This is a genomic window from Roseateles sp. SL47 (assembly GCF_026625885.1).
Lineage (GTDB): Bacteria > Pseudomonadota > Gammaproteobacteria > Burkholderiales > Burkholderiaceae_C > Roseateles.
The window spans coordinates 234,613-252,583 of sequence record NZ_CP113068.1 but is presented as its reverse complement, the minus strand read 5'-3'; the positions used below and the strand labels follow the sequence as shown (position 1 = coordinate 252,583).

General features: G+C 65.3%; 17 protein-coding genes. 8 read left to right on the top strand and 9 right to left on the bottom strand.

Annotation, left to right across the window (positions count from 1 at the left end):
• Positions 1-132 precede the first annotated feature (132 nt).
• Positions 133-618: an acyl-CoA thioesterase gene (locus OU995_RS00975; RefSeq protein WP_267833484.1), complete on the top strand. Its 486-nt coding sequence runs from the start codon at positions 133-135 to the stop codon at positions 616-618.
• A 232-nt stretch (positions 619-850) separates the two neighbouring features.
• On the opposite strand, the gene gshA is transcribed toward OU995_RS00975, so the two are convergent.
• The 4 genes from gshA to OU995_RS00955 all read right to left on the bottom strand — a co-directional run bounded on the left by gshA (position 851) and on the right by OU995_RS00955 (position 5,762).
• A complete protein-coding gene (gene gshA, locus OU995_RS00970) occupies positions 851-2,377 on the bottom strand; it encodes a glutamate--cysteine ligase (RefSeq protein WP_267833483.1) in 1,527 nt (508 codons plus the stop codon).
• A gap of 181 nt (positions 2,378-2,558) precedes the next feature.
• Positions 2,559-3,146, bottom strand: coding sequence for a DUF1415 domain-containing protein (locus tag OU995_RS00965; protein WP_267833482.1), 588 nt, complete (start codon positions 3,144-3,146; stop codon positions 2,559-2,561).
• Positions 3,143-4,336: a M20 aminoacylase family protein gene (locus OU995_RS00960; RefSeq protein ID WP_267833481.1), complete on the bottom strand. Its 1,194-nt coding sequence runs from the start codon at positions 4,334-4,336 to the stop codon at positions 3,143-3,145. The genes OU995_RS00965 and OU995_RS00960 overlap by 4 nt, the downstream gene beginning before the upstream one ends.
• A gap of 289 nt (positions 4,337-4,625) precedes the next feature.
• Positions 4,626-5,762, bottom strand: coding sequence for an ABC transporter substrate-binding protein (locus OU995_RS00955; RefSeq protein WP_267833480.1), 1,137 nt, complete (start codon positions 5,760-5,762; stop codon positions 4,626-4,628).
• A gap of 200 nt (positions 5,763-5,962) precedes the next feature.
• Between OU995_RS00955 and OU995_RS00950 the strand changes: the two genes are divergently transcribed.
• Together OU995_RS00950 and OU995_RS00945 are read left to right on the top strand one after the other, a co-directional pair.
• Positions 5,963-8,053, top strand: a complete 2,091-nt coding sequence (locus OU995_RS00950; RefSeq protein WP_267833479.1) for a molybdopterin-containing oxidoreductase family protein — start codon at positions 5,963-5,965, stop codon at positions 8,051-8,053.
• 206 nt (positions 8,054-8,259) lie between these two features.
• A complete protein-coding gene (locus OU995_RS00945; protein ID WP_267833478.1) occupies positions 8,260-9,369 on the top strand; it encodes an aminopeptidase in 1,110 nt (369 codons plus the stop codon).
• Positions 9,370-9,371: 2 nt separating this feature from the next.
• Here OU995_RS00945 and OU995_RS00940 read toward each other — a convergent pair whose 3' ends face one another.
• Together OU995_RS00940 and OU995_RS00935 are read right to left on the bottom strand one after the other, a co-directional pair.
• A complete protein-coding gene (locus OU995_RS00940; RefSeq protein ID WP_267833477.1) occupies positions 9,372-9,728 on the bottom strand; it encodes a polyhydroxyalkanoic acid system family protein in 357 nt (118 codons plus the stop codon).
• 8 nt (positions 9,729-9,736) lie between these two features.
• Positions 9,737-9,988, bottom strand: a complete 252-nt coding sequence (locus tag OU995_RS00935) for an acyl-CoA-binding protein (protein ID WP_267833476.1) — start codon at positions 9,986-9,988, stop codon at positions 9,737-9,739.
• Between the two features lie 108 nt (positions 9,989-10,096).
• On the opposite strand from OU995_RS00935, the gene OU995_RS00930 reads away from it, so the two are divergent.
• Entirely contained in the window at positions 10,097-11,587 is a 1,491-nt protein-coding gene (locus OU995_RS00930) for a wax ester/triacylglycerol synthase family O-acyltransferase (RefSeq protein ID WP_267833475.1), read from the top strand.
• A gap of 423 nt (positions 11,588-12,010) precedes the next feature.
• Positions 12,011-12,844, top strand: a complete 834-nt coding sequence (locus tag OU995_RS00925) for an alpha/beta fold hydrolase (RefSeq protein WP_267833474.1) — start codon at positions 12,011-12,013, stop codon at positions 12,842-12,844.
• Between the two features lie 134 nt (positions 12,845-12,978).
• Here OU995_RS00925 and OU995_RS00920 read toward each other — a convergent pair whose 3' ends face one another.
• On the bottom strand, positions 12,979-13,722 hold the full coding sequence (locus OU995_RS00920) for a DUF695 domain-containing protein (protein ID WP_267833473.1): 744 nt from the start codon (positions 13,720-13,722) through the stop codon (positions 12,979-12,981).
• Between the two features lie 267 nt (positions 13,723-13,989).
• On the opposite strand from OU995_RS00920, the gene OU995_RS00915 reads away from it, so the two are divergent.
• A complete protein-coding gene (locus OU995_RS00915; protein WP_267833472.1) occupies positions 13,990-14,823 on the top strand; it encodes an enoyl-CoA hydratase-related protein in 834 nt (277 codons plus the stop codon).
• Positions 14,824-14,863: 40 nt separating this feature from the next.
• On the opposite strand, the gene OU995_RS00910 is transcribed toward OU995_RS00915, so the two are convergent.
• Together OU995_RS00910 and OU995_RS00905 are read right to left on the bottom strand one after the other, a co-directional pair.
• On the bottom strand, positions 14,864-15,199 hold the full coding sequence (locus OU995_RS00910) for a hypothetical protein (protein WP_267833471.1): 336 nt from the start codon (positions 15,197-15,199) through the stop codon (positions 14,864-14,866).
• Positions 15,200-15,360: 161 nt separating this feature from the next.
• Positions 15,361-16,092: a TetR/AcrR family transcriptional regulator gene (locus tag OU995_RS00905; RefSeq protein WP_267833470.1), complete on the bottom strand. Its 732-nt coding sequence runs from the start codon at positions 16,090-16,092 to the stop codon at positions 15,361-15,363.
• 139 nt (positions 16,093-16,231) lie between these two features.
• Here OU995_RS00905 and OU995_RS00900 point away from each other — a divergent pair, with 139 nt between their 5' ends.
• Together OU995_RS00900 and OU995_RS00895 are read left to right on the top strand one after the other, a co-directional pair.
• Positions 16,232-17,188 carry an ABC transporter ATP-binding protein gene (locus OU995_RS00900; protein ID WP_267833469.1) on the top strand — a complete coding sequence of 319 codons (957 nt, stop codon included), beginning with the start codon at positions 16,232-16,234 and terminating at the stop codon, positions 17,186-17,188.
• Complete coding sequence (locus tag OU995_RS00895; RefSeq protein WP_267833468.1) at positions 17,185-17,970, top strand: ABC transporter permease; 786 nt, start codon at positions 17,185-17,187, stop codon at positions 17,968-17,970. The genes OU995_RS00900 and OU995_RS00895 overlap by 4 nt, the downstream gene beginning before the upstream one ends.
• Position 17,971 lies beyond the last annotated feature (1 nt).

Below are 17,971 nucleotides of genomic sequence, written 5' to 3'. Positions count from 1 at the left end.
GGTAGAGCCAGACGGCTCCAGAAGTTGAATACTGCCGGGGTGGGGCCTCGCACGCAGGAGGTCTCGTGCTGGCGTCAGCCGGTTCGAACTCTGGCAGGATGCCGTTCTTGTCCGTTCCCCAGGAGCTTTGATATGGATCTGCCCTCCCACCAGCTCACCATGACGGTGCTGATGACGCCCGATATGGCCAACTTTTCGGGCAATGTCCACGGCGGCACCATCCTCAAGCTGCTGGACCAGGTGGCCTACGCCTGCGCGAGCCGGTATGCCGGGCGGTATGTGGTGACCCTGTCGGTGGATCAGGTGATGTTCCGCCAGCCGGTCCATGTGGGGGAGTTGGTCAGCTTCCTGGCGTCGGTGAACTACACCGGCACCTCGTCGATGGAGATCGGCATCAAGGTGGTGACCGAGAACATCCGGGAGCAGGCGGTGCGGCATGCCAACAGCTGCTTTTTCACCATGGTGGCGGTGGACGATGAAGGGCGCCCGGTGGCTGTGCCGCCGCTGCAGCCCGCCACACCTGATGAAAAGCGGCGCTACGAAGCGGCCAAGGAGCGCAAGAAGCTGCGCATGGAACTTCAGAAGCGCCAGGACGAGCTGCGCAGTTCGGTGCTGTAGGCCAGGTGAAGTCTTCGGCCTGGCAGCGGCCAAATAGCGGCCGGTAACGGTGAGTCAGCGGTGAGGCAGCGGCCAGTCGTGGTGAGGCCGCGGTCAGACGCCAGTGAGGCGGCGGACTGGCAGTGGACGGGCCGCGGCCTAGCAGCGACCCAAAGGGAGAAGACCAGATCCGGTGAATCCGCTGACCTCAGCTCACCTCACCTCACCTCACCTCACCTCACCTCAGCCCACCTCAGCGCAGATGGGCGGGGTCGATGTACTGCTGACGGAAGGTTTCGAAGTCCAGGGTATCCGCCGCTTCAATCGCTGCCTGCGCCTCCTGGGAACGGCGCACCGACGCTTCAAAGCGTTCCATCAGTCCTTCAGGCGCCGGTTGATCCAGCACGAGACGACGCGCCCATTCGGACTGGCTGCCGATGAACTGCAGGTGCGAGGCGTGATGCCGTTCCTGCATCACCGCCAGCACCCGGGCGGAGGGCAATTGTTCCGGTGACGCCCACTTCTGGCGGGCCTGCGCCAGGGCCTCGGTGTAAAGCGGGCCGCCGAATTCGGCATCCAGACGCTCTGCAATCGGGCCGAAGGCTTCCAGCAGTTCCTGGCCCCAGGCTTGCAGGGTGATGGTGCTGCCGCCCCGTTCCAGTTGCAGGCCCGGCTCGCGGCCCGCCGAGGCGGTGCGTTGCTGGTTGCGGGCCAGCGCGGCCAGTTCTGCGGGAGAGTCGTTGGGGCTGTCGGTCAGCCAGCAGTGCAGCAGGAAGATGTCCAGGAAGCGCATCGTGCTGGCGGCAATGCCAACCGGCTCGAACGGGTCCAGGTCCATGCAACGCACTTCCACATATTCCACGCCGCGCTCGCGCAGCGCGTGCAGCGGACGCTCACCGGAGCGGATGGTGCGCTTGGGCCGGATGGTGCCGTAGAACTCGTTTTCGATCTGCAGCAGCGTGGTGGAGAGCTGGTTGTACTCGCCGCCTGGATTAACGATGCCGATCTGTTCGTAGGCCGGGTAGGGGCGGGTCAGCGCCTCCTGCAGCGAAGCGGCGTAACCGTCCAGGCTGTTGTAGCTCACCGAGAGTGTGGACTGGGCATCGCTCTGATACCCCAGGCGGCCCATGCGCAGCGAGGTGGCGTAGGGCAGGTGCTGCGCGCCATCGCCGTTGGTGCCCAGCGGTTGCAGGCCGTGGTCACGCCCTGCCACAAAGCTGCCGCACAGGGCCGGAGAGGCGCCAAACAGGGTGAGCAGCAGGAAGGAATGGCGGCGGAAGTTCCGGATCAGCCCGAAATACTCTTCATTGCCCAGCCCGGGCAGCGACCAGTTGTAGTGAATGCCGGAGATGGTCTGCATGCGCCGGCCATAGCGGTGGCCCAGCCCCATGCGGTAGACGCTCTTGGCCCGGCCGATGTTGGACGACCCATAACGGCCCAGCGGAATGGTTTCGTCCGGCGGCAGCAGGCAGGGCATGCTGGAGGCCCACATCAGTTCCTCACCCAGGCTGCGGTAGACGGCCTGATGGATTTCGGTGAGTTGGCCCACACAGGCCTCGGCGCTGGCATGCACGCCGGTGATCAGCTCCAGCTGCGATTCGCTGAAGTCGGTGGTCACCGTTTCATGGGTCAGGGCCGACCCAAGCGCGGCGGGGTGCGGCGTCAGCGCCAGGCTGCTCACGCCAGGCAGCGCACGCAGGCTCTCCTTCTCCACACCCCGGCGCATACCCGCCAGCCGTGCCGGATCCAAGGCCTTCCATCGCTGCAACCAATCGCTCAAAACCCGCTCCTTATTCGTCGTGGGCGCGCAAGTTACCAGAAGTGTGCGAAACCCGCTTGACGCGGATTAATGCGCGGTGTGTTAGGCACATAAAGGCCATTCCCGTTGAGGGAAGGTTGGCGGAGGGTTGATGGGGGTTTGGGGGAGGTTGGAGCGAGGTTGGAGGGAGCGTAGGGCGGGGTCAGTCGTCCTGGCGGGGCTTTGGCAGGTCGACGGCGTGGGGGCCGACATCCAGCGCGGCCCAGCCTTTCAGGCCGATGCGACGCAGGGTGTCGATGTTGGCTTCGTAGATGGCGTCCGTGTCCGGCATGCTGTCCATGGCCTTCTCGATGCTTTCCTCGCGCAACAGGTGCAGTGTGGGGTAGGGCGACCGGTTGCTGTAGTTGTCCACATCATCCGGTTCGGTACCTTCGAACTGGTAGTCCGGATGGAAGCTGGCCACCTGCAGCAGACCGTCGAGTTCAAGGTCTTCCACCAGGGCATCGGCAGCGCCGAGGAAGTCATTGAAGTCGAGGAAGTCGTTCAACACCCGGGGGTGCACCAGCAGGGTGGTCTCGATCTGTTCCGGGTCGGCGCGGCGCAGGGCCAGCAGCTCGCGGGCCAGGTCCTGCAGCAGGGCTTCGGGGGTGTCTGCGGTGCTCACCACGATGCGCAGGCGCTGATTCACTTCCACGCTCTTGGCGAACGGGCAGAGGTTCAGGCCGATCACGGCGCGCTGCACCCAGCGATGGGTGTCGTTGCGGACGGTGGATACCTGGGCGTCGGTCATTGGGCTTGCTTGAACCAGGCGTCCACGAGGCGGACCCACATTGACCCGCCCAGAGGGATCAGATCGTCGTTGAAGTCGTAGCTGGGGTTGTGCAGCATGCAGGGGCCGAGGCCGTGGCCGCCCTCGCGATGGCTGCCGTCGCCGTTGCCGATCAGGAAGTAGCAGCCGGGGACCTTCTGCAGGTAGTAGCTGAAGTCTTCCGCGCCCATGGTTGGCTCGAACTCCTGCACATTGGTGGTGCCGACCATGTCGACCACCACCTGCCGAGCGAATTCGGTTTCGGCGGGATGGTTGATGGTGGGGGGGTAATTGCGATGGAAGTGGAAATCGCAGCTCACCTCGAAGGCCTGTCCGGTGGCTTCGGTGATGGTGCGCATGCGCTGCTCGATCAGGTCGAGGGTTTCGAGCGTGAAGGTGCGCACGGTGCCCTGCATCTCGCAGCTTTCCGGGATGACGTTGGTGGCCTCGCCGGCGTGGATCATGGTGACCGAGATCACGCCGGCGTCGATGGGGCGCTTGTTGCGGGTGATGATGGTCTGGAAGGCCTGGACGAGGTGGGTGGCCACGATCACGGGGTCGTTGCCCAGATGGGGCATGGCGCCGTGGGCGCCCTTGCCCTTGATGGTGATCTTGAACTCGTTGGACGAGGCGAACACTGGGCCGGTCTTTAGTGCGAACTGGCCGGCGGCCATGCCGGGCCAGTTGTGTACGCCGAACATGGCGTCCATTGGGAACTTATCGAACAGGCCGTCCTTGATCATTTCCCGGGCGCCGCCGCCGCCTTCTTCGGCGGGCTGGAAGACCAGATACACGGTGCCTTCGAAGTCGCGATGCTGGGCCAGGTGTTTAGCGGCGGCCATCAGCATGGCGGTGTGGCCGTCGTGGCCACAAGCGTGCATTTTGCCGGGGTGTTTGCTCGCGTGGGGGAAGGTGTTGTGTTCGGTGATGGGCAGGGCGTCGATATCGGCGCGCAGCCCGAGGGTTCGAGGCCCAGCGCGCCCTTTCAGGATGCCGACGACGCCGGTTTTGCCGAGTCCCCGGTGCACGGGGATTCCCCAATCGGTGAGTGTTTTGGCGATCAGGTCGGACGTACGGTCCTCATGGAAGCAGAGTTCCGGATGCGCATGCAAGTCACGTCGCAATGCGGCGATGGCCGGGGCGTCGGCCAGGATAGGTTCGATCAGCTTCATGGACGGGCTCCCAAATCACAGGCTGCGCCCCCAAAGACGCGCCATCAACCCAGTGTACCGCCGCCCCAATGCCCGAGCCGCCCAAGCCGCCCAAGCGGCCCGCCTCGCCCCAAGCGCAGGAAATCGCCCGCCCGCCCGCCAGCCTGTCACACGCAGTCCGTGCCTTGACCGACTTGCGCTGGCGCCGGGCCGCCCCAAGCCGGCCGCATCGACCCGAGTTCGGGGCATTCGCCCCGAGCGAGGGTCACCCCCTCGGGGGGTGGTTCCGCGTACCCGCGGAACCGGGGGCTCACCTCCTCACCCGCCCGTCACTCGTCAACATCGAGAGCTCGACGAACCCGGAGCCCACATGCTTGTTGGGCCGGAACCCCACGTTGAACCCGCCCGCGTTGTAGCTGGTCATGCCTTCCAGCGCCGCCACCAGCCCCTCACGGGTCGGGCGCGCCATGCGCCGGATGGCTTCACTGATCACCTTGGCCGCGATGTAACCTTCCATCGCGGTGTAGTTGAACTTCTGCCCGGCCTTGGTGGCCGCTGCCTGGTACTCACCCACCACGCCGATGCCATTCCCGAAGGGATACGGCATCACCTGGCTCACCACCACGCCCATGGCTTCCGGGCCCAATTCATCCAGCAGGGCCTGCGTGCCCACAAACGACACGTTGTAGAACACGCCGCCATACCCGGCCTTGCGCGCCGCACGAATGAACGCTGCGCAGGCCTTGTACGCGCCCACCATCACGATCGCTTCCGGCGGGGACCCGGTCTGCACCAGCTCCTTCACCGCCTTGGCCACGTCCACACTGTTGCGTTCCACCGTGGAAATCGCCTGCGGCTGGATGGACAGCGGCTTCATCGCCCGGACCACACCGTCCAGGCCGGCCTTGCCGTAGGCGTCGTTCTGATGGAAGACCGAGATGCGCATCAGGCCCAGATGGGTCAGTTGCTTCACGATCAGCGCGGTTTCGTCGTAGTACGACGCGCGAATGTGGAACACCCACGGACTGAACGGCTCCCGCAGGGATTCCGCACCCGTCAGCGGGGCAAAGAAAGGGACCTTGGCCTGATTGACCAGCGGCAGCGCCGCCAGCGAGGTGGGTGTACCCACATAGCCGAACAACGCAAACACGTCATCGGCAATCAGCTTTTCGGTGTTGGCCTTGGCACGATCCGGCTCATAGCCGTCGTCCAGCGAGCGCAGCTCGATGGTGGTGCCGTTGATGCCACCGGCCGCATTCTGGGCGTCAAAGAACAGCCGGGCGCCTGCCTGCATCTGCAGACCCAACTGGGCCGACGGGCCGCTCATCGGGGCCGACTGGCCGAGGACCAGACGGCGACGATCCTGAGCCGCCACAGGCGCGCTGAAGGGAACAGTGGCCAGCGCACCCAGGGCGCTGATGGAGGCAAGGACTTGACGACGATGCAAGAGGGACTCCCCGGAGATGGCTGTAGCGGACCTGTCAGGCGGGACAACAGACCGGGCGACAGGCCAACTTGTATTGTTGACGCGATTGTCCGGAAAACAGACTGACAAAAAAGGCCTTAATTTGCACGAGCTTAGCTGCTTGTGAAGGGCTCGTTCGGTAAGAAAACGAAAGCGCTTGGCGGCTGTGCAATAGTTGGCGCATGAGTGTCGTCCTCTCTGGATCTTCCGTGAACCTTACGCCACAGCCTGAGGCCGTATTGCCAGCCTCCCCATCAGCGCAGCGCATCGTCAAAGGTGCCTGCCCCCACGACTGCCCGGACACGTGTGCCCTGCGGGTGACGGTGGACAACGGCCGGGTGGTCAAGGTGCAAGGCCAGCCGGACCATCCCAGCACCCACGGCGCCTTGTGTACCAAGGTGTCACGTTATCCGGAGCGTACCTACCATCCCGACCGGGTGCTACACCCTCTGAAGCGGGTGAGCGCCAAGCACGATACGCCTCGTTTCGAGCGAATCACCTGGCAACAGGCGCTGTCGGAAATCGGTGGACGTCTGAAGGCGATCGCGGACCGGGACCCGCAGGCCATCCTGCCCTACAGCTATGCCGGCACCATGGGCGTGCTGCAGGGGGAGGGGATGGCGGCCCGCTTCTTTCACCGGCTGGGGGCTTCCTGCCTGGACCGCACCATCTGTGCCTCGGCCGGTGGTGCCGGGCTGGCGGCCACCTATGGGCACAAGGTGGGCATGCACCTGCCGTTTTATGCCGAATCGAAGCTGATCCTGATCTGGGGCAGCAACTCCATCGCCTCCAACCTGCATTTCTGGACCTTTGCCAATCAGGCCAAGCGCCAGGGCGCCCGGCTGATCTGCATCGATCCACGCAAGACCGAAACTGCCGACAAGTGTCATCAGCATGTGGCCCTGCTGCCCGGCACCGACGGTGCCCTGGCCCTGGGCCTCATCCACGAGCTGGTGGCCCATGACTGGCTGGACCATGACTACATCGCCCGCCATGTGGAGGGGTGGGACGAACTGCGGGAACGCGCGCTGGCCTGGACGCCGGAGCGTACGGCCGAGGAATGTGGCCTCACGGCCGATGTGGTGCGCGCACTGGCCCGGGAGTACGGCACCACCGCACCGGCCGCCATCCGGCTGAACTACGGCATGCAGCGGGTGCGTGGCGGTGGCAATGCCGTGCGGCTGATTGCCCTGCTGCCCTGTCTCGCCGGCGCCTGGCGGCATCGTGCCGGCGGGCTGCTGCTGTCGAGTTCCGGCTGGTTTGCCCCGGTGCGCAATCCGGCGCTGGAGCGGGCGGACCTCCGGGCCGGCCGGCCCAGCCGCACCATCAACATGAGCACCATCGGGGACGACCTGTTGCGTCCGGCCTCGCCGACGTTTGGCCCGCGCATCGAGGCGCTGATCGTCTACAACAGCAACCCGGTGGCGGTGGCGCCTGAATCCCCAAAGGTGGTGGCGGGCTTCCAGCGGCCGGACCTGCTGACGGTGGTGCTGGAGCACTTCATGACCGACACGGCTGACCTGGCGGACTATGTGCTGCCGGCCACCACCCAGCTGGAGCATCTGGACATTCACACCAGCTATGGGCATACCGATGTGCTGATCAACGAGCAGGCGGTGGCGCCGCTGGGCGAGGCCCGGTCCAACACCCAGATCTTCCGGGACCTGGCAGCGGCCATGGGCCTGGACGAACCGGCCCTGCAGGAAGACGACGAAACGCTGCTGCGGCAGGCGTTTGGTCCGGTGGTGGAGGTGGACCGACTGCGGGAGCGCGGCTGGTTCCCGCTGCCGCTGCCGGAAGCCCCGTTTGCCAACGGCGGTTTCCCCACGGCCAACGGCAAGGCCAATGCCGTGGGCGCCGACTATGTGCCCAACTATGAAAGCCGGCGCAGTGCGCCCGCGCTGGCGGCCCGTTATCCGCTGGCGATGATCTCGCCGCCGGCCCGCAACTTCCTCAACAGCAGCTTTGTGAATGTCACCAGCCTGCGCGATATCGAAGGGGAACAGTTGCTGGAAATGCACGAGGCCGATGCACAGGCCCGCGGACTGGCCGACGGGCAGACGGTGCGGGTATTGAATGACCGGGGCAGCTACCGCTGCCGGCTGGCGATTTCGCCGCGCGCGCGGCCCGGGGTGGTGCATGGTCTGGGTATTTGGTGGCGCAAGCTGGGCCTGGACGGGCGCAATGTGAATGAGGTGACGCATCAGCAACTGACCGACCTGGGGCGGGCTCCGTGCTTCTACGATTGCCTCGTAGAGGTGAGTGCGGCGTGATGGCCCGCGCTGCTGTTGCCTGCACGGCGGTATCCGCTGCGGTATTTGCTGCGCTAGTTGCTGCGGTATCTGCTGGGCTAACTGCTGTTGCGTCTCTGGTCGCGTGTGCTGTCGTGTCTGCTGTTGCGTCTGGTGCGGCTGCCCGGGTCGTTGTTTGGGGGGGCTCCACCACGGTGCAGTGCCACCATCGCAGACGCGCCTGGTGGATGCGCCAGAGGCCTCTGCTGGGCCTGATGCGCCTGACGCGCCTGACGCACCTGACGCGCCTGACGCGCCCACTGCGCCTGCTCCCCCTGTTGTTGGTCGGTGCGCTGGGCGGCTGCGCGCAGTGGGGCTATTACGGTCAGTCGCTGTCCGGCCACCTGTCGCTGGTGCGGGCCGCCAAGCCGGTGGACGACTGGCTGGCCCAACCGGACCTGGACCCGACGCTGCGCCAGCAACTGGAGCTTTCCAAGCATCTGCGCGACTTCGCCACCACCGAGCTGCATCTGCCGGACAACCGCAGCTATCGCCAGTACGCCGACCTGCACCGGAGCTCGGCCGTCTGGAATGTGGTGGCCACACCGCCCCTGAGCCTGCAGCTCAAGACCTGGTGTTATCCGATCATGGGGTGTGCCGGCTACCGGGGCTATTTCAAGCGGGAGGACGCGCTGGCGCTGGCCTCGCAGCTCAAGAGCGAAGGCCTGGAACCGTATGTGTATGGGGTGCCTGCCTATTCCTCGCTGGGCTGGAGCAACTGGATGGGCGGTGATCCGCTGCTCAACACGTTCATCCACTATCCCGAAGGTCAGCTGGCCCGGATGGTCTTCCACGAACTGGCCCATCAGGTGGCCTATGCGGACGACGACACTACTTTCAACGAAAGCTTCGCAACGGCCGTTGAGCAGATCGGCGTGGCGCGGTGGCTGGCGCAACGGCCCGAGGCGCTGGCCTCGGACGAGAACTCACGCCAGCGGCAGGACCAGATGCAGGCGCTGCTGCGCAACAGCCGCGACCGGCTGCGGGAACTCTTCCAGAGCACCGTCAGTGATGACGAAAAGCGGGCCGGCAAGGCCGAGGTTTTTGCCCAGCTGCGCCAGCAGTACGAAGTGCTCAAGCGCGATCAGTGGAAGGGTGACGACCGCTTCGACCGCTGGTTCTCGACACTCAACACTCCGGCACTGGCCATCCAAGGCAGCTATACCGACCTGGTGCCGGACTTCATCCGTCTTTTCGAGCGCCAGGGCCGGGACTGGGACCGTTTCTATGCCGAGGTCAAACGCCTGGCGAAGCTGCCCAAGGATGAACGGCGGGCCCAGCTCGCGGCGGGCGGATGAGCTCAGCGCTTGCGCGGCTTCGTGGGCTTGCTGGTTGTCTTGACGCGTGTCTTGCCCGCCGTGCCGGCCTCCTTGGCCAGCAGGGCGTCCAACACGCGGCCGACCTCGGCTTCAATCTGCTGGCGGAAGGCGCTGAGCAGGAAGCCGAGCTTGGCCTGGAGCTCGAAGCTGTCGGCCCGCACCTCCAGGCTGCCGTTCACGCCGTCGCGCACGAAGGTGACGGTGTCGCTGTCGTCGCCTTCATGGATGGTGCAGTCCATCCGGTAGCGCTCCTCCAGCTCTTCGGCCCAAGACAAGGCAATGGCGCGGGCGCGCGTGAGCCCGAAGGCATGGGCGCGATGGACGTGAATGTCGGCCATGGGAGACCTTACTTCAGGCTTTCGACCAGGTCGATGTACTGCTGCATGGCGTCTTCCTGGCTGGTGCCTTCCAGACCCTTCCATGCGTCGTACTTGGCGCGGTTGACCATGTCGGTGAAGCCGGGGCGTTCACCGTCCACATCGCCGCTGCTGGCTTGCTTGAACAGCGCATACAGCTTCAGCAGCGTCATGTTGTCCGGGCGTTCCGGCAGTTGCTTGGAATCCGCAACGGCGGCGTCGAATTGTTCCTTGAGGCTCATGGTGTCTCCCAGAATGTGGACCGTCGCCCCATTGATGACAATGGGGTGGTTGCGCTCAATGTTAACCATCCTGCCGCGCTTCCCCGCCTGGGGCGTGCTCTCTACTTCATGAAGAAACGCCGGGACACCGTGGCCCCTGCGCCGCCGCGCCTGCCATCGCTGAAGGGTGAACGCATGGCCGCCATGGATGCTGCCTGGCTTCGGCTGGAATCGCCCTCCAGCCGGATGGTCATTCTCAGCCTGTGGCTGCTGCGTCCGTCGATCACCCTGGCGCAGTTGCGGGAACGGGTGCGTGAGCGGTTGCTGCGCCATGACCGGTTCCGCCAGCGGGTGGTGGAAAGCCCCGATGGGCCGCTCTGGGTGGAGGACGACACCTTGGATCTGGCGCAGCAGGTGGTGGCGGAGACACTGCCCCGCAAGCGCACTCAGGGCCTGGAATCGGCCTTGAAAGCGCGCGTGGCCGCGTTGGCGGCCGAGCCGCTGGACCCGGACCATCCGCTCTGGCAGATGCATCTGGTGGAAGCCTATGACGGTGGCAGCGCGCTGATCGTGCGGGTGCACCACTGCATTGCGGACGGGTTGGCGTTGATTGCGGTGATCCTGTCCATCACCGATGGCGGGCCTCGCTCGGGTCGCGGAGCGGCGGCACCTGCATCTGCGGCTGCAGCGGCGACCACAACGGCGACTGCGGGCACAGTCTCATCCCCAGCCGACGGTTGGACCGATGCCTTCCTCAAACCGATCAACGACTGGACCGTGCGGGCCCTCCAGCAGCGCGCTGGACAGTTGCGCCCGTCGGCCAAGGGCGCGACCCCCGTCGATGCGGCGGACTTCCTCAGTGCCCAGGTGGCCAGCGACATGGCCGCTCTGGCTTGTGTGGAAGACGACTCCCCCACCCGGCTCAAGGGCCGCCCCGGGGTGTCCAAGCGAGTGGCCTGGAGTCCGGGCCTGCCGCTGGATGCGGTCCAGGCCGTGAGCAAATCCCTGGGCGTGTCGGTCAATGACCTGCTGATGAGTTGTGTGGCCGGTGCCATCGGTGCCTACCTGCGTGCCCACGGCGACGATCCTCGTGGCCAGGAGATCCGCGCCATGGTGCCGGTGAATCTGCGGCCGATGGAGGAGGCCTGGCAACTGGGCAATCGCTTCGGTGTGGTGCCCTTGGTGCTGCCGATCGGCATCAGCAATCCGGTGCAACGGCTGTATGCCGTGCACAGTCGGATGAGAGACCTCAAATCCAGCCTTCAGCCGGTGTTGGCCTTTGGTCTGATGGCTGCTGCGGGCCTGCTGAAACCGGAGCAGCAGGTGCTGCTGAATGACTTCCAGCGCAAGGCGACGGCAGTGATGACCAATGTGCCGGGGCCGGACCGGCCGTTGCAGTTCTGCGGCGCCACGGTGGAGCGGGTGATGTTCTGGGTGCCGCAGTCCGGTGATGTCGGCGTGGGCGTGAGCCTGCTGACCTATGCCGGGCAGGTGCAGTTCGGGCTGCTCACCGATGCCGGCCTGTGCCCTGACCCGCAGGCCATCATCGATGCGTTCGAGCCGGAGTTTCAGCAACTGCTGACGCTGGCGCTGATGCTCCCGTGGGAAGCTGGCGGCTGAAGGCCTGCGTCAAGGGCGGAACACGGGCGGAACACGGGCGGAGCACGGGTGGAGGGCGGGCGCAGAACCGGCCCAGCACCGGCGCAGAGCGGGCGCAGAAGGGGCGCAGAAGGGGGCAGGGCCGCATGGCCCGGAAGGAGTAGAGCCTCGACTGGCGAGCGCGGGAAGCGCTTTCACGCCGGTCTTCGAATAATCGTTGCACTGCCTACCAGCAGTTCGGCGGTAACCCCGAATCTTCAGGCAACTCCAAGGAGTCTTCAGGTGTCCACACCTCCCCCGTTGAGCGCCGCGGACCTTTCGCGTCGTGACCTTTTGTTGAGTGGCGCAGGCCTGGCGGCGTCCCTGGCACTGCCGGGCGCAGCACTTGCCGCCACGCCCAACAGCCCTCAGTCCCACTCCCATCACCCGCAAGGAGAACAATCCATGAGCAGCAGTTTCGTCACCACCAAGGACGGCGTCCAGATCTTCTACAAGGACTGGGGCGACAAGTCGGCCCAACCCGTGGTCTTTTCCCACGGCTGGCCCCTGAGCTCGGACGACTGGGATACGCAAATGCTGTATTTCCTCCAGAAGGGGTACCGCGTCATTGCCCATGACCGCCGTGGTCATGGCCGTTCCAGCCAGGTGGCCACCGGCCACGACATGGATCACTATGCCGACGATCTGGCCGCAGTGACCGCACACCTGGACCTGAAGCGCGCCCTCCACGTGGGCCATTCCACCGGCGGTGGTGAAGTGGCGCGCTACATCGGCCGTCATGGCAGCAAGCGTGTGGCCAAGGCCGTGCTGATCGGCGCCGTGCCGCCGATCATGCTGAAGACGGCCGCTTATCCCGGCGGCCTGCCGATGGATGTGTTTGACGGCATCCGTGCCGGCGTGGCGGGCAACCGTTCGCAGTTCTACAAGGACCTGACCATTCCGTTCTACGGCTATAACCGTCCGAACGCCAAGGTGTCCGAAGGCATCCGCGAACACTGGTGGCTGCAGGGCATGGCCGGCTCCATCCAGGCGCACTATGAAGGCGTCAAGGCCTTCTCGGAAACCGACTTCACCGAAGACCTGAAGAAGATCGACGTGCCCACGCTGATCCTGCACGGTGAAGACGACCAGATCGTCCCGATCGCCAACTCGGCGCTGCTGTCGGCCAAGCTGGTCAAGGGTTCCACGCTGAAGGTCTATCCGGGCCTGTCGCACGGCATGTGCTCGACCCACCCGGAAGTGATCAATCCGGACCTGCTGGCCTTCTTCAAGGCCTGATCCCCGCACGCGCGTCCCGCTTCCCCTCGCGGCGGGCGCCTGCAACCCGGCTTTGGCCGGGGCAGTGAAAGAGTCTCGCTGACTCCGTGTTTGACCCGCACCCGCTGTCCGCAAGGCCAGCAGTGCGGGTCTTTTTATTTCTCGACGTGGCAGGCCCAGCCGTCGTAATCGCCACCGTGGCGCAACGAGGCTTCGAACAGCGGCAGGGTGACGGCGTCGATGCCTTGGAAAGACGGGATGTCGGTACGGGCCAACTGGACGCTGAACGCGCCACCGTCTTCCGCCTGGAGCGGGCCCTCGGTCAGGGAGAAGCCCAGGCTTTGCGCTTCTTCGATGAAGGCTCTGGCGGAGGCTTCGTCGGGGAAATAGCTCCAATGGTCCAACTGGCGGGCAGCGGTCAAGGGGTCGCCCAGTTCCTCCAGCCGCTCGCAGACCTGCCGGTTCTCCATGCTCTGCCGGTTGGCGGGGCCGGGCAGCAGGACATTGAAATAGGTGGACCAGTCGGCCTCTTCCCGCGTGCTGGTGCGGCCCTGATAGTCGGGGTACTGCGCCATGACGTGGTCTACCCGCTTGGCCCAGGCGGCGGGGTCGGCCACATAGAAAAAGAAGTCGCGGTGGCCCTCGCAGGTATTGCGGCCAACATACCCTGCATCGTCTCCCTGCACTTGCGCCGTGAGGGCGTCCTCAATGGCCGACAGGGTGTTGAACTCTTCCCGGCTGGACAGCCCGTCGCCCCGCGGCCGGAGCATCGGCAGGCGCAACAGCGCCAGGTGCGGCAGGGCGGCCAGCGGCGCCTGCGACTCCATGCCGAGATCCACATAGATCGACGCGGGGTGCTCATCGATGTGCAGGAAATAGAAGTCCCAGTGGTCGGTCATTGGAGGCTCGTTTGGCAGGGGGAGGGAGGCGGCGAGGGCAGGGGCGGGGGTGGCGGAAGCGGGTGTGGCAGGGGTGGGTGTGGCAGAGACGGGTGTGGCAGGGTGGGTGTGGCAGTGTTGGGGCTGCCGCGCTGGATGCCGTTTGCCGTTGATGCCGTTGATGCCCTGATTGTGCCCTTGCGGCGTCACCAACCGGACGCGTGCGCAAGGAGGCAGCCGCTAGCATTCCCCCATCAATGCCGATCATGGCTGATCACGGAGACCTGCATGGAATGCTTCAGCCTCACCGAAGACGCGGGCGTGGCCCACCTGGTGCTCAACCGTCCGGCGGAGATGAACACGATGTCGCCGCAGATGTGGCGGGAACTGGAAAGCCTGCTGGACGGGCTGCACCGCAGCAGCTCGGTGCGGGCGCTGGTGATCTCGTCCACCGGGCGACATTTCAGTGCGGGCATGTCGCTGGATGTCTTCAAAAGCGGCGCCGTGACGCTGGATGACCGCAGTGCCGAAGGCCGCGCCGCCGTGGTGGATCTACTGGCCGACATGCAGCACGCCTTCAACCGGCTGGACGACCTGCGGGTGCCGACCGTGACAGCGATTCACGGGGGATGCATCGGTGGTGCGGTGGACATGGTGGCAGCCTGTGATCTTCGCTTTGCCAGTGAAGATGCCTTCTTCTGCATCCAGGAGATCAATATCGGCATGACCGCCGATCTCGGCACGCTGCAGCGTCTGCCCAAGCTGATGCCGCTGGGTGTGGTGAAGGAGCTGGCCTATACCGGACGCCGGATGCCGGCTTCGCGAGCGCTGGCGGTCGGCCTGGTCAACGAGGTGCTGGGCACGCAGGAGGCCTGCGTGCAGGCCGCGTTGCAGTGCGCCCGGGACATCGCGCAAAAGCCGCCGGTGGCGGTGTGGGGCAGCAAGCAGGCGCTGCATTACGCCCGCGATCACAGCGTCAAGGACAGCCTGCAGCAGATGGGCTGGTTGCAGGCGGCCATCTGGCAGAACGCCAACCTGATGGAAGCCTTTGCGGCCGCCCAGGGGAAACGCCCCACGGTCTTTCCGGACCTGGCGCCGCTGAAGTTCTTTCGGGAGGGGTAAGAGCCCGCAGGCGGCGTCGTGCGGACCCGGAGAACCCGACTTATTTGCTGGCAGCCTTGGCGCCTACCTTGGCGCGGCCGGCGGCTGTCGGATAGGCCTCCATCACCCGCACCGGATCGGCACTGGCCAGGAACTGGGTGTATTGCTTGGCGCTGCAGTCGATGGCGGTGCCGTCCTTGGCTTCGCCGCGATATTGGCCCTTGCTGTAGACAAAGCGGTATTCGTTGTCGCCGGCCGGTGCGTCGAACTTCACCTCATTCTTGGCCGCGCATTCAGCGCGCAGGGCCTGGGCTTCGGAAGATTCGGCGGTGGCCGCCTGGGCCATCGAGGCCAGGGCCAGGGACAGAACGGCGGCGGTGCTCAGCAGGCGCTTCATTGAATTGCACTCCATGATTCGGTGACAAGACCCCCTAGCTTATAGGCTTGCTTTTTACGGCGCCAACCATCACCCAGGGGGTCCGGATCGGCCCGCTTTCAGGGTTTCTGCCGAGGAGTTGGGGCGGTCTTGCTGCTAGAGACCAGACCCGTGCTGCCGACTCAGGCTGAGGTCCCGGCGCTGCCGCCGTTGGCCGGCCCCGGGCCTCCGTGCGGCGTGCGCCCCAGGACCGGGGCCGGTGTCGATTGATATTGGCCGACGAGTTGGAACAGATGCTCCCGGGAAGCCGGTTCCAGATAGGGAAGCAGCAGGCCCAGCACGTGGAAAGCGCCGCGCATCAAGGCTTCGCCGGCCCGTTCGGGTTCCAGCGCGTTGCGCGGGTCTCGCACATATTCATAACTGAGCCAGTAGCTCAGCAGCACCACCATTGCATTGGCGGTGGGCACGGCTTCACGCACCTGCATGCTCAGGGCGCCGCCCTGCTGCAGCCCGGTCAGGATGCTGACCATGGCCTGATTCTTCTGGTTCAGCACATTCTGGAAGTGGGTTTCCAGCTTGCGGTTCTTGGACAGCAGGTCGTTGAGGTCCCGGTAGAGAAAGCGGTGCTGCCAGATCAGTTCGAACAGCATGTGGAAGAACAGCCAGGCGTCTTCCACATTGCGCACATTCTCGGTGGCCGTGAGCAGCTCCGAGAGGGACTTCTCATAACGGCCGAACAGGGCGTTGATGAGCTCGTCCTTGGCCGGGTAGTGGTAGTACAGGTTGCCCGGCGAAATGCCGAGTTCCGCCGAGATCAGCGTGGTCGACACATTCGGTTCCCCAAAGCGGTTGAACAGGTCGAGCGTGACTTCGAGGATGCGTTCGGCGGTGCGGCGCGGCTTCTTGGTGGCCATGGGGTCTGATACTAATTTGCGGCGATTCTGTCATCAAGCGGACCCCTCCATGCTTGCACTGGGCCCTTCTTCGAGGGGCAATCGTGGGCCAATTCCCCAAATCAGCGAGTTCCCGAGGGGCTCCCTACAATCCCGGCCCATGCCCGTTAGCTCCCCTCCCACGCCGGCGCCGCTGTCGCCGCCGGCCGGCGGTCCGCCCGCCCTCCGCTTTCACTCGGTCAGCAAGACCTACCGCTCCGGCCAGGTCAAGGCGCTGGATGAGGTCAGCTTTGACATCCAGCCCGGTGAGTTCTTCGGCCTGCTGGGCCCGAACGGTGCTGGCAAGACCAGCCTGATCAGCATCCTGGCCGGCCTGTCGCGCGCCAGTGGCGGCTCGGTGTCGGTGCTCGGTCATGATGTGGTGAACGACTACGCCGACGCCCGCAAGCGCCTGGGCATCGTGCCGCAGGAGCTGGTGTTCGACCCGTTCTTCAGCGTCCGCGAAACCCTGCGCATCCAGAGTGGCTACTTCGGTGTGCGCAACAACGATGACTGGATCGACGAGCTGCTGCTCAACCTCGGTCTGGCGGACAAGGCCCACTCCAACATGCGGCAACTCTCCGGCGGCATGAAGCGCCGGGTGCTGGTGGCGCAAGCGCTGGTGCATCGCCCGCCCGTCATCGTGCTGGACGAGCCCACGGCCGGGGTGGATGTGGAACTGCGCCAGACGCTGTGGCAGTTCATCGCCCGCCTGAACCGCGAAGGGCACACCGTCCTGCTGACCACCCACTATCTGGAAGAAGCGGAAGCCCTGTGCCACCGCATCGCCATGCTGAAGCACGGCCGTATCGTGGCGCTGGACCGTACGTCGGAGCTGCTGGCTGGCCGGGCCTCGACCATGCTGCAGTTCAAGACGGATGCGGCGCTGCCGGTGTCGCTGCGGGACCAGTCCCGCATCACTGGCCGGATCGTGCAGATCAAGGCCCATGACGCGGCCGAGGTGGAGCACATTCTGGCCACGCTGCGGGAAGCCGCCTGCCCGGTGGAAGATCTGGAGATCGGCCGGGCGGACCTGGAAGACGTCTTCCTCGAAATCATGCAAGGAGCGCACGCATGAGCGGCGGCATCTTCAGCGGTATGCGCCTGGCGGGCGCCCGCACCCTGTTCTACAAGGAAGTGCTGCGCTTCTGGAAGGTGGGCTTTCAAACTGTCGGGGCCCCGGTGCTCACCGCTGTGCTGTACCTGCTGATCTTCGGCCATGTGCTGGAAGACCATGTGAAGGTGTATGGGACGGTGGGCTACACCAGCTTCCTGATCCCCGGCCTGGTGATGATGAGCGTGCTGCAGAACGCCTTCGCCAACAGCTCGTCGTCGCTCATCCAGAGCAAGATCACCGGCAATCTGGTGTTCCTGCTGGTGACACCGCTGTCCCATTGGGCCTGGTACCTGGCCTATGCGGGGGCCTCGGTGGTGCGTGGCCTGATGGTGGGGATGGGCGTCTTCCTGGTCACCTGCTGGTTTGCGCCGCCGGGCCTGGCCCAGCCGCTGTGGATCCTGGTGTTTGCGGTGCTGGGCGCCGGCATGCTGGGGTCGCTGGGCTTGATCGCCGGCCTGTGGGCGGAGAAGTTCGACCAGATGGCGGCCTTCCAGAACTTCATCATCATGCCGATGACCTTCCTCTCCGGCGTGTTCTATTCGGTGCATTCACTGCCGCCGTTCTGGCAGGGCGTGAGCCATCTGAATCCGTTCTTCTACATGATCGACGGCTTCCGTCACGGCTTCTTCGGCGTGAGTGATGTCTCCCCCTGGACCAGCCTGGCCGTGGTGGGCCTGAGCTTCTGCGTGGTGGCCGGCACCGCGCTGGAGCTGCTGCGCCGCGGCTACAAGATTCGCGGCTGAG

What these genes read in the sequence shown, in the direction of transcription:
- OU995_RS00975 (WP_267833484.1), top strand. Translation starts at nt 133, where the DNA reads ATGGATCTGCCCTCCCACCAGCTCACCATGACGGTGCTGATGACGCCC.
- OU995_RS00965 (WP_267833482.1), bottom strand. Translation starts at nt 3,146, where the DNA reads ATGACCGACGCCCAGGTATCCACCGTCCGCAACGACACCCATCGCTGG.
- OU995_RS00960 (WP_267833481.1), bottom strand. Translation starts at nt 4,336, where the DNA reads ATGAAGCTGATCGAACCTATCCTGGCCGACGCCCCGGCCATCGCCGCA.
- OU995_RS00950 (WP_267833479.1), top strand. Translation starts at nt 5,963, where the DNA reads ATGAGTGTCGTCCTCTCTGGATCTTCCGTGAACCTTACGCCACAGCCT.
- OU995_RS00945 (WP_267833478.1), top strand. Translation starts at nt 8,260, where the DNA reads ATGCGCCAGAGGCCTCTGCTGGGCCTGATGCGCCTGACGCGCCTGACG.
- OU995_RS00940 (WP_267833477.1), bottom strand. Translation starts at nt 9,728, where the DNA reads ATGGCCGACATTCACGTCCATCGCGCCCATGCCTTCGGGCTCACGCGC.
- OU995_RS00935 (WP_267833476.1), bottom strand. Translation starts at nt 9,988, where the DNA reads ATGAGCCTCAAGGAACAATTCGACGCCGCCGTTGCGGATTCCAAGCAA.
- OU995_RS00930 (WP_267833475.1), top strand. Translation starts at nt 10,097, where the DNA reads ATGAAGAAACGCCGGGACACCGTGGCCCCTGCGCCGCCGCGCCTGCCA.
- OU995_RS00925 (WP_267833474.1), top strand. Translation starts at nt 12,011, where the DNA reads ATGAGCAGCAGTTTCGTCACCACCAAGGACGGCGTCCAGATCTTCTAC.
- OU995_RS00920 (WP_267833473.1), bottom strand. Translation starts at nt 13,722, where the DNA reads ATGACCGACCACTGGGACTTCTATTTCCTGCACATCGATGAGCACCCC.
- OU995_RS00915 (WP_267833472.1), top strand. Translation starts at nt 13,990, where the DNA reads ATGGAATGCTTCAGCCTCACCGAAGACGCGGGCGTGGCCCACCTGGTG.
- OU995_RS00910 (WP_267833471.1), bottom strand. Translation starts at nt 15,199, where the DNA reads ATGAAGCGCCTGCTGAGCACCGCCGCCGTTCTGTCCCTGGCCCTGGCC.
- OU995_RS00905 (WP_267833470.1), bottom strand. Translation starts at nt 16,092, where the DNA reads ATGGCCACCAAGAAGCCGCGCCGCACCGCCGAACGCATCCTCGAAGTC.
- OU995_RS00900 (WP_267833469.1), top strand. Translation starts at nt 16,232, where the DNA reads ATGCCCGTTAGCTCCCCTCCCACGCCGGCGCCGCTGTCGCCGCCGGCC.
- OU995_RS00895 (WP_267833468.1), top strand. Translation starts at nt 17,185, where the DNA reads ATGAGCGGCGGCATCTTCAGCGGTATGCGCCTGGCGGGCGCCCGCACC.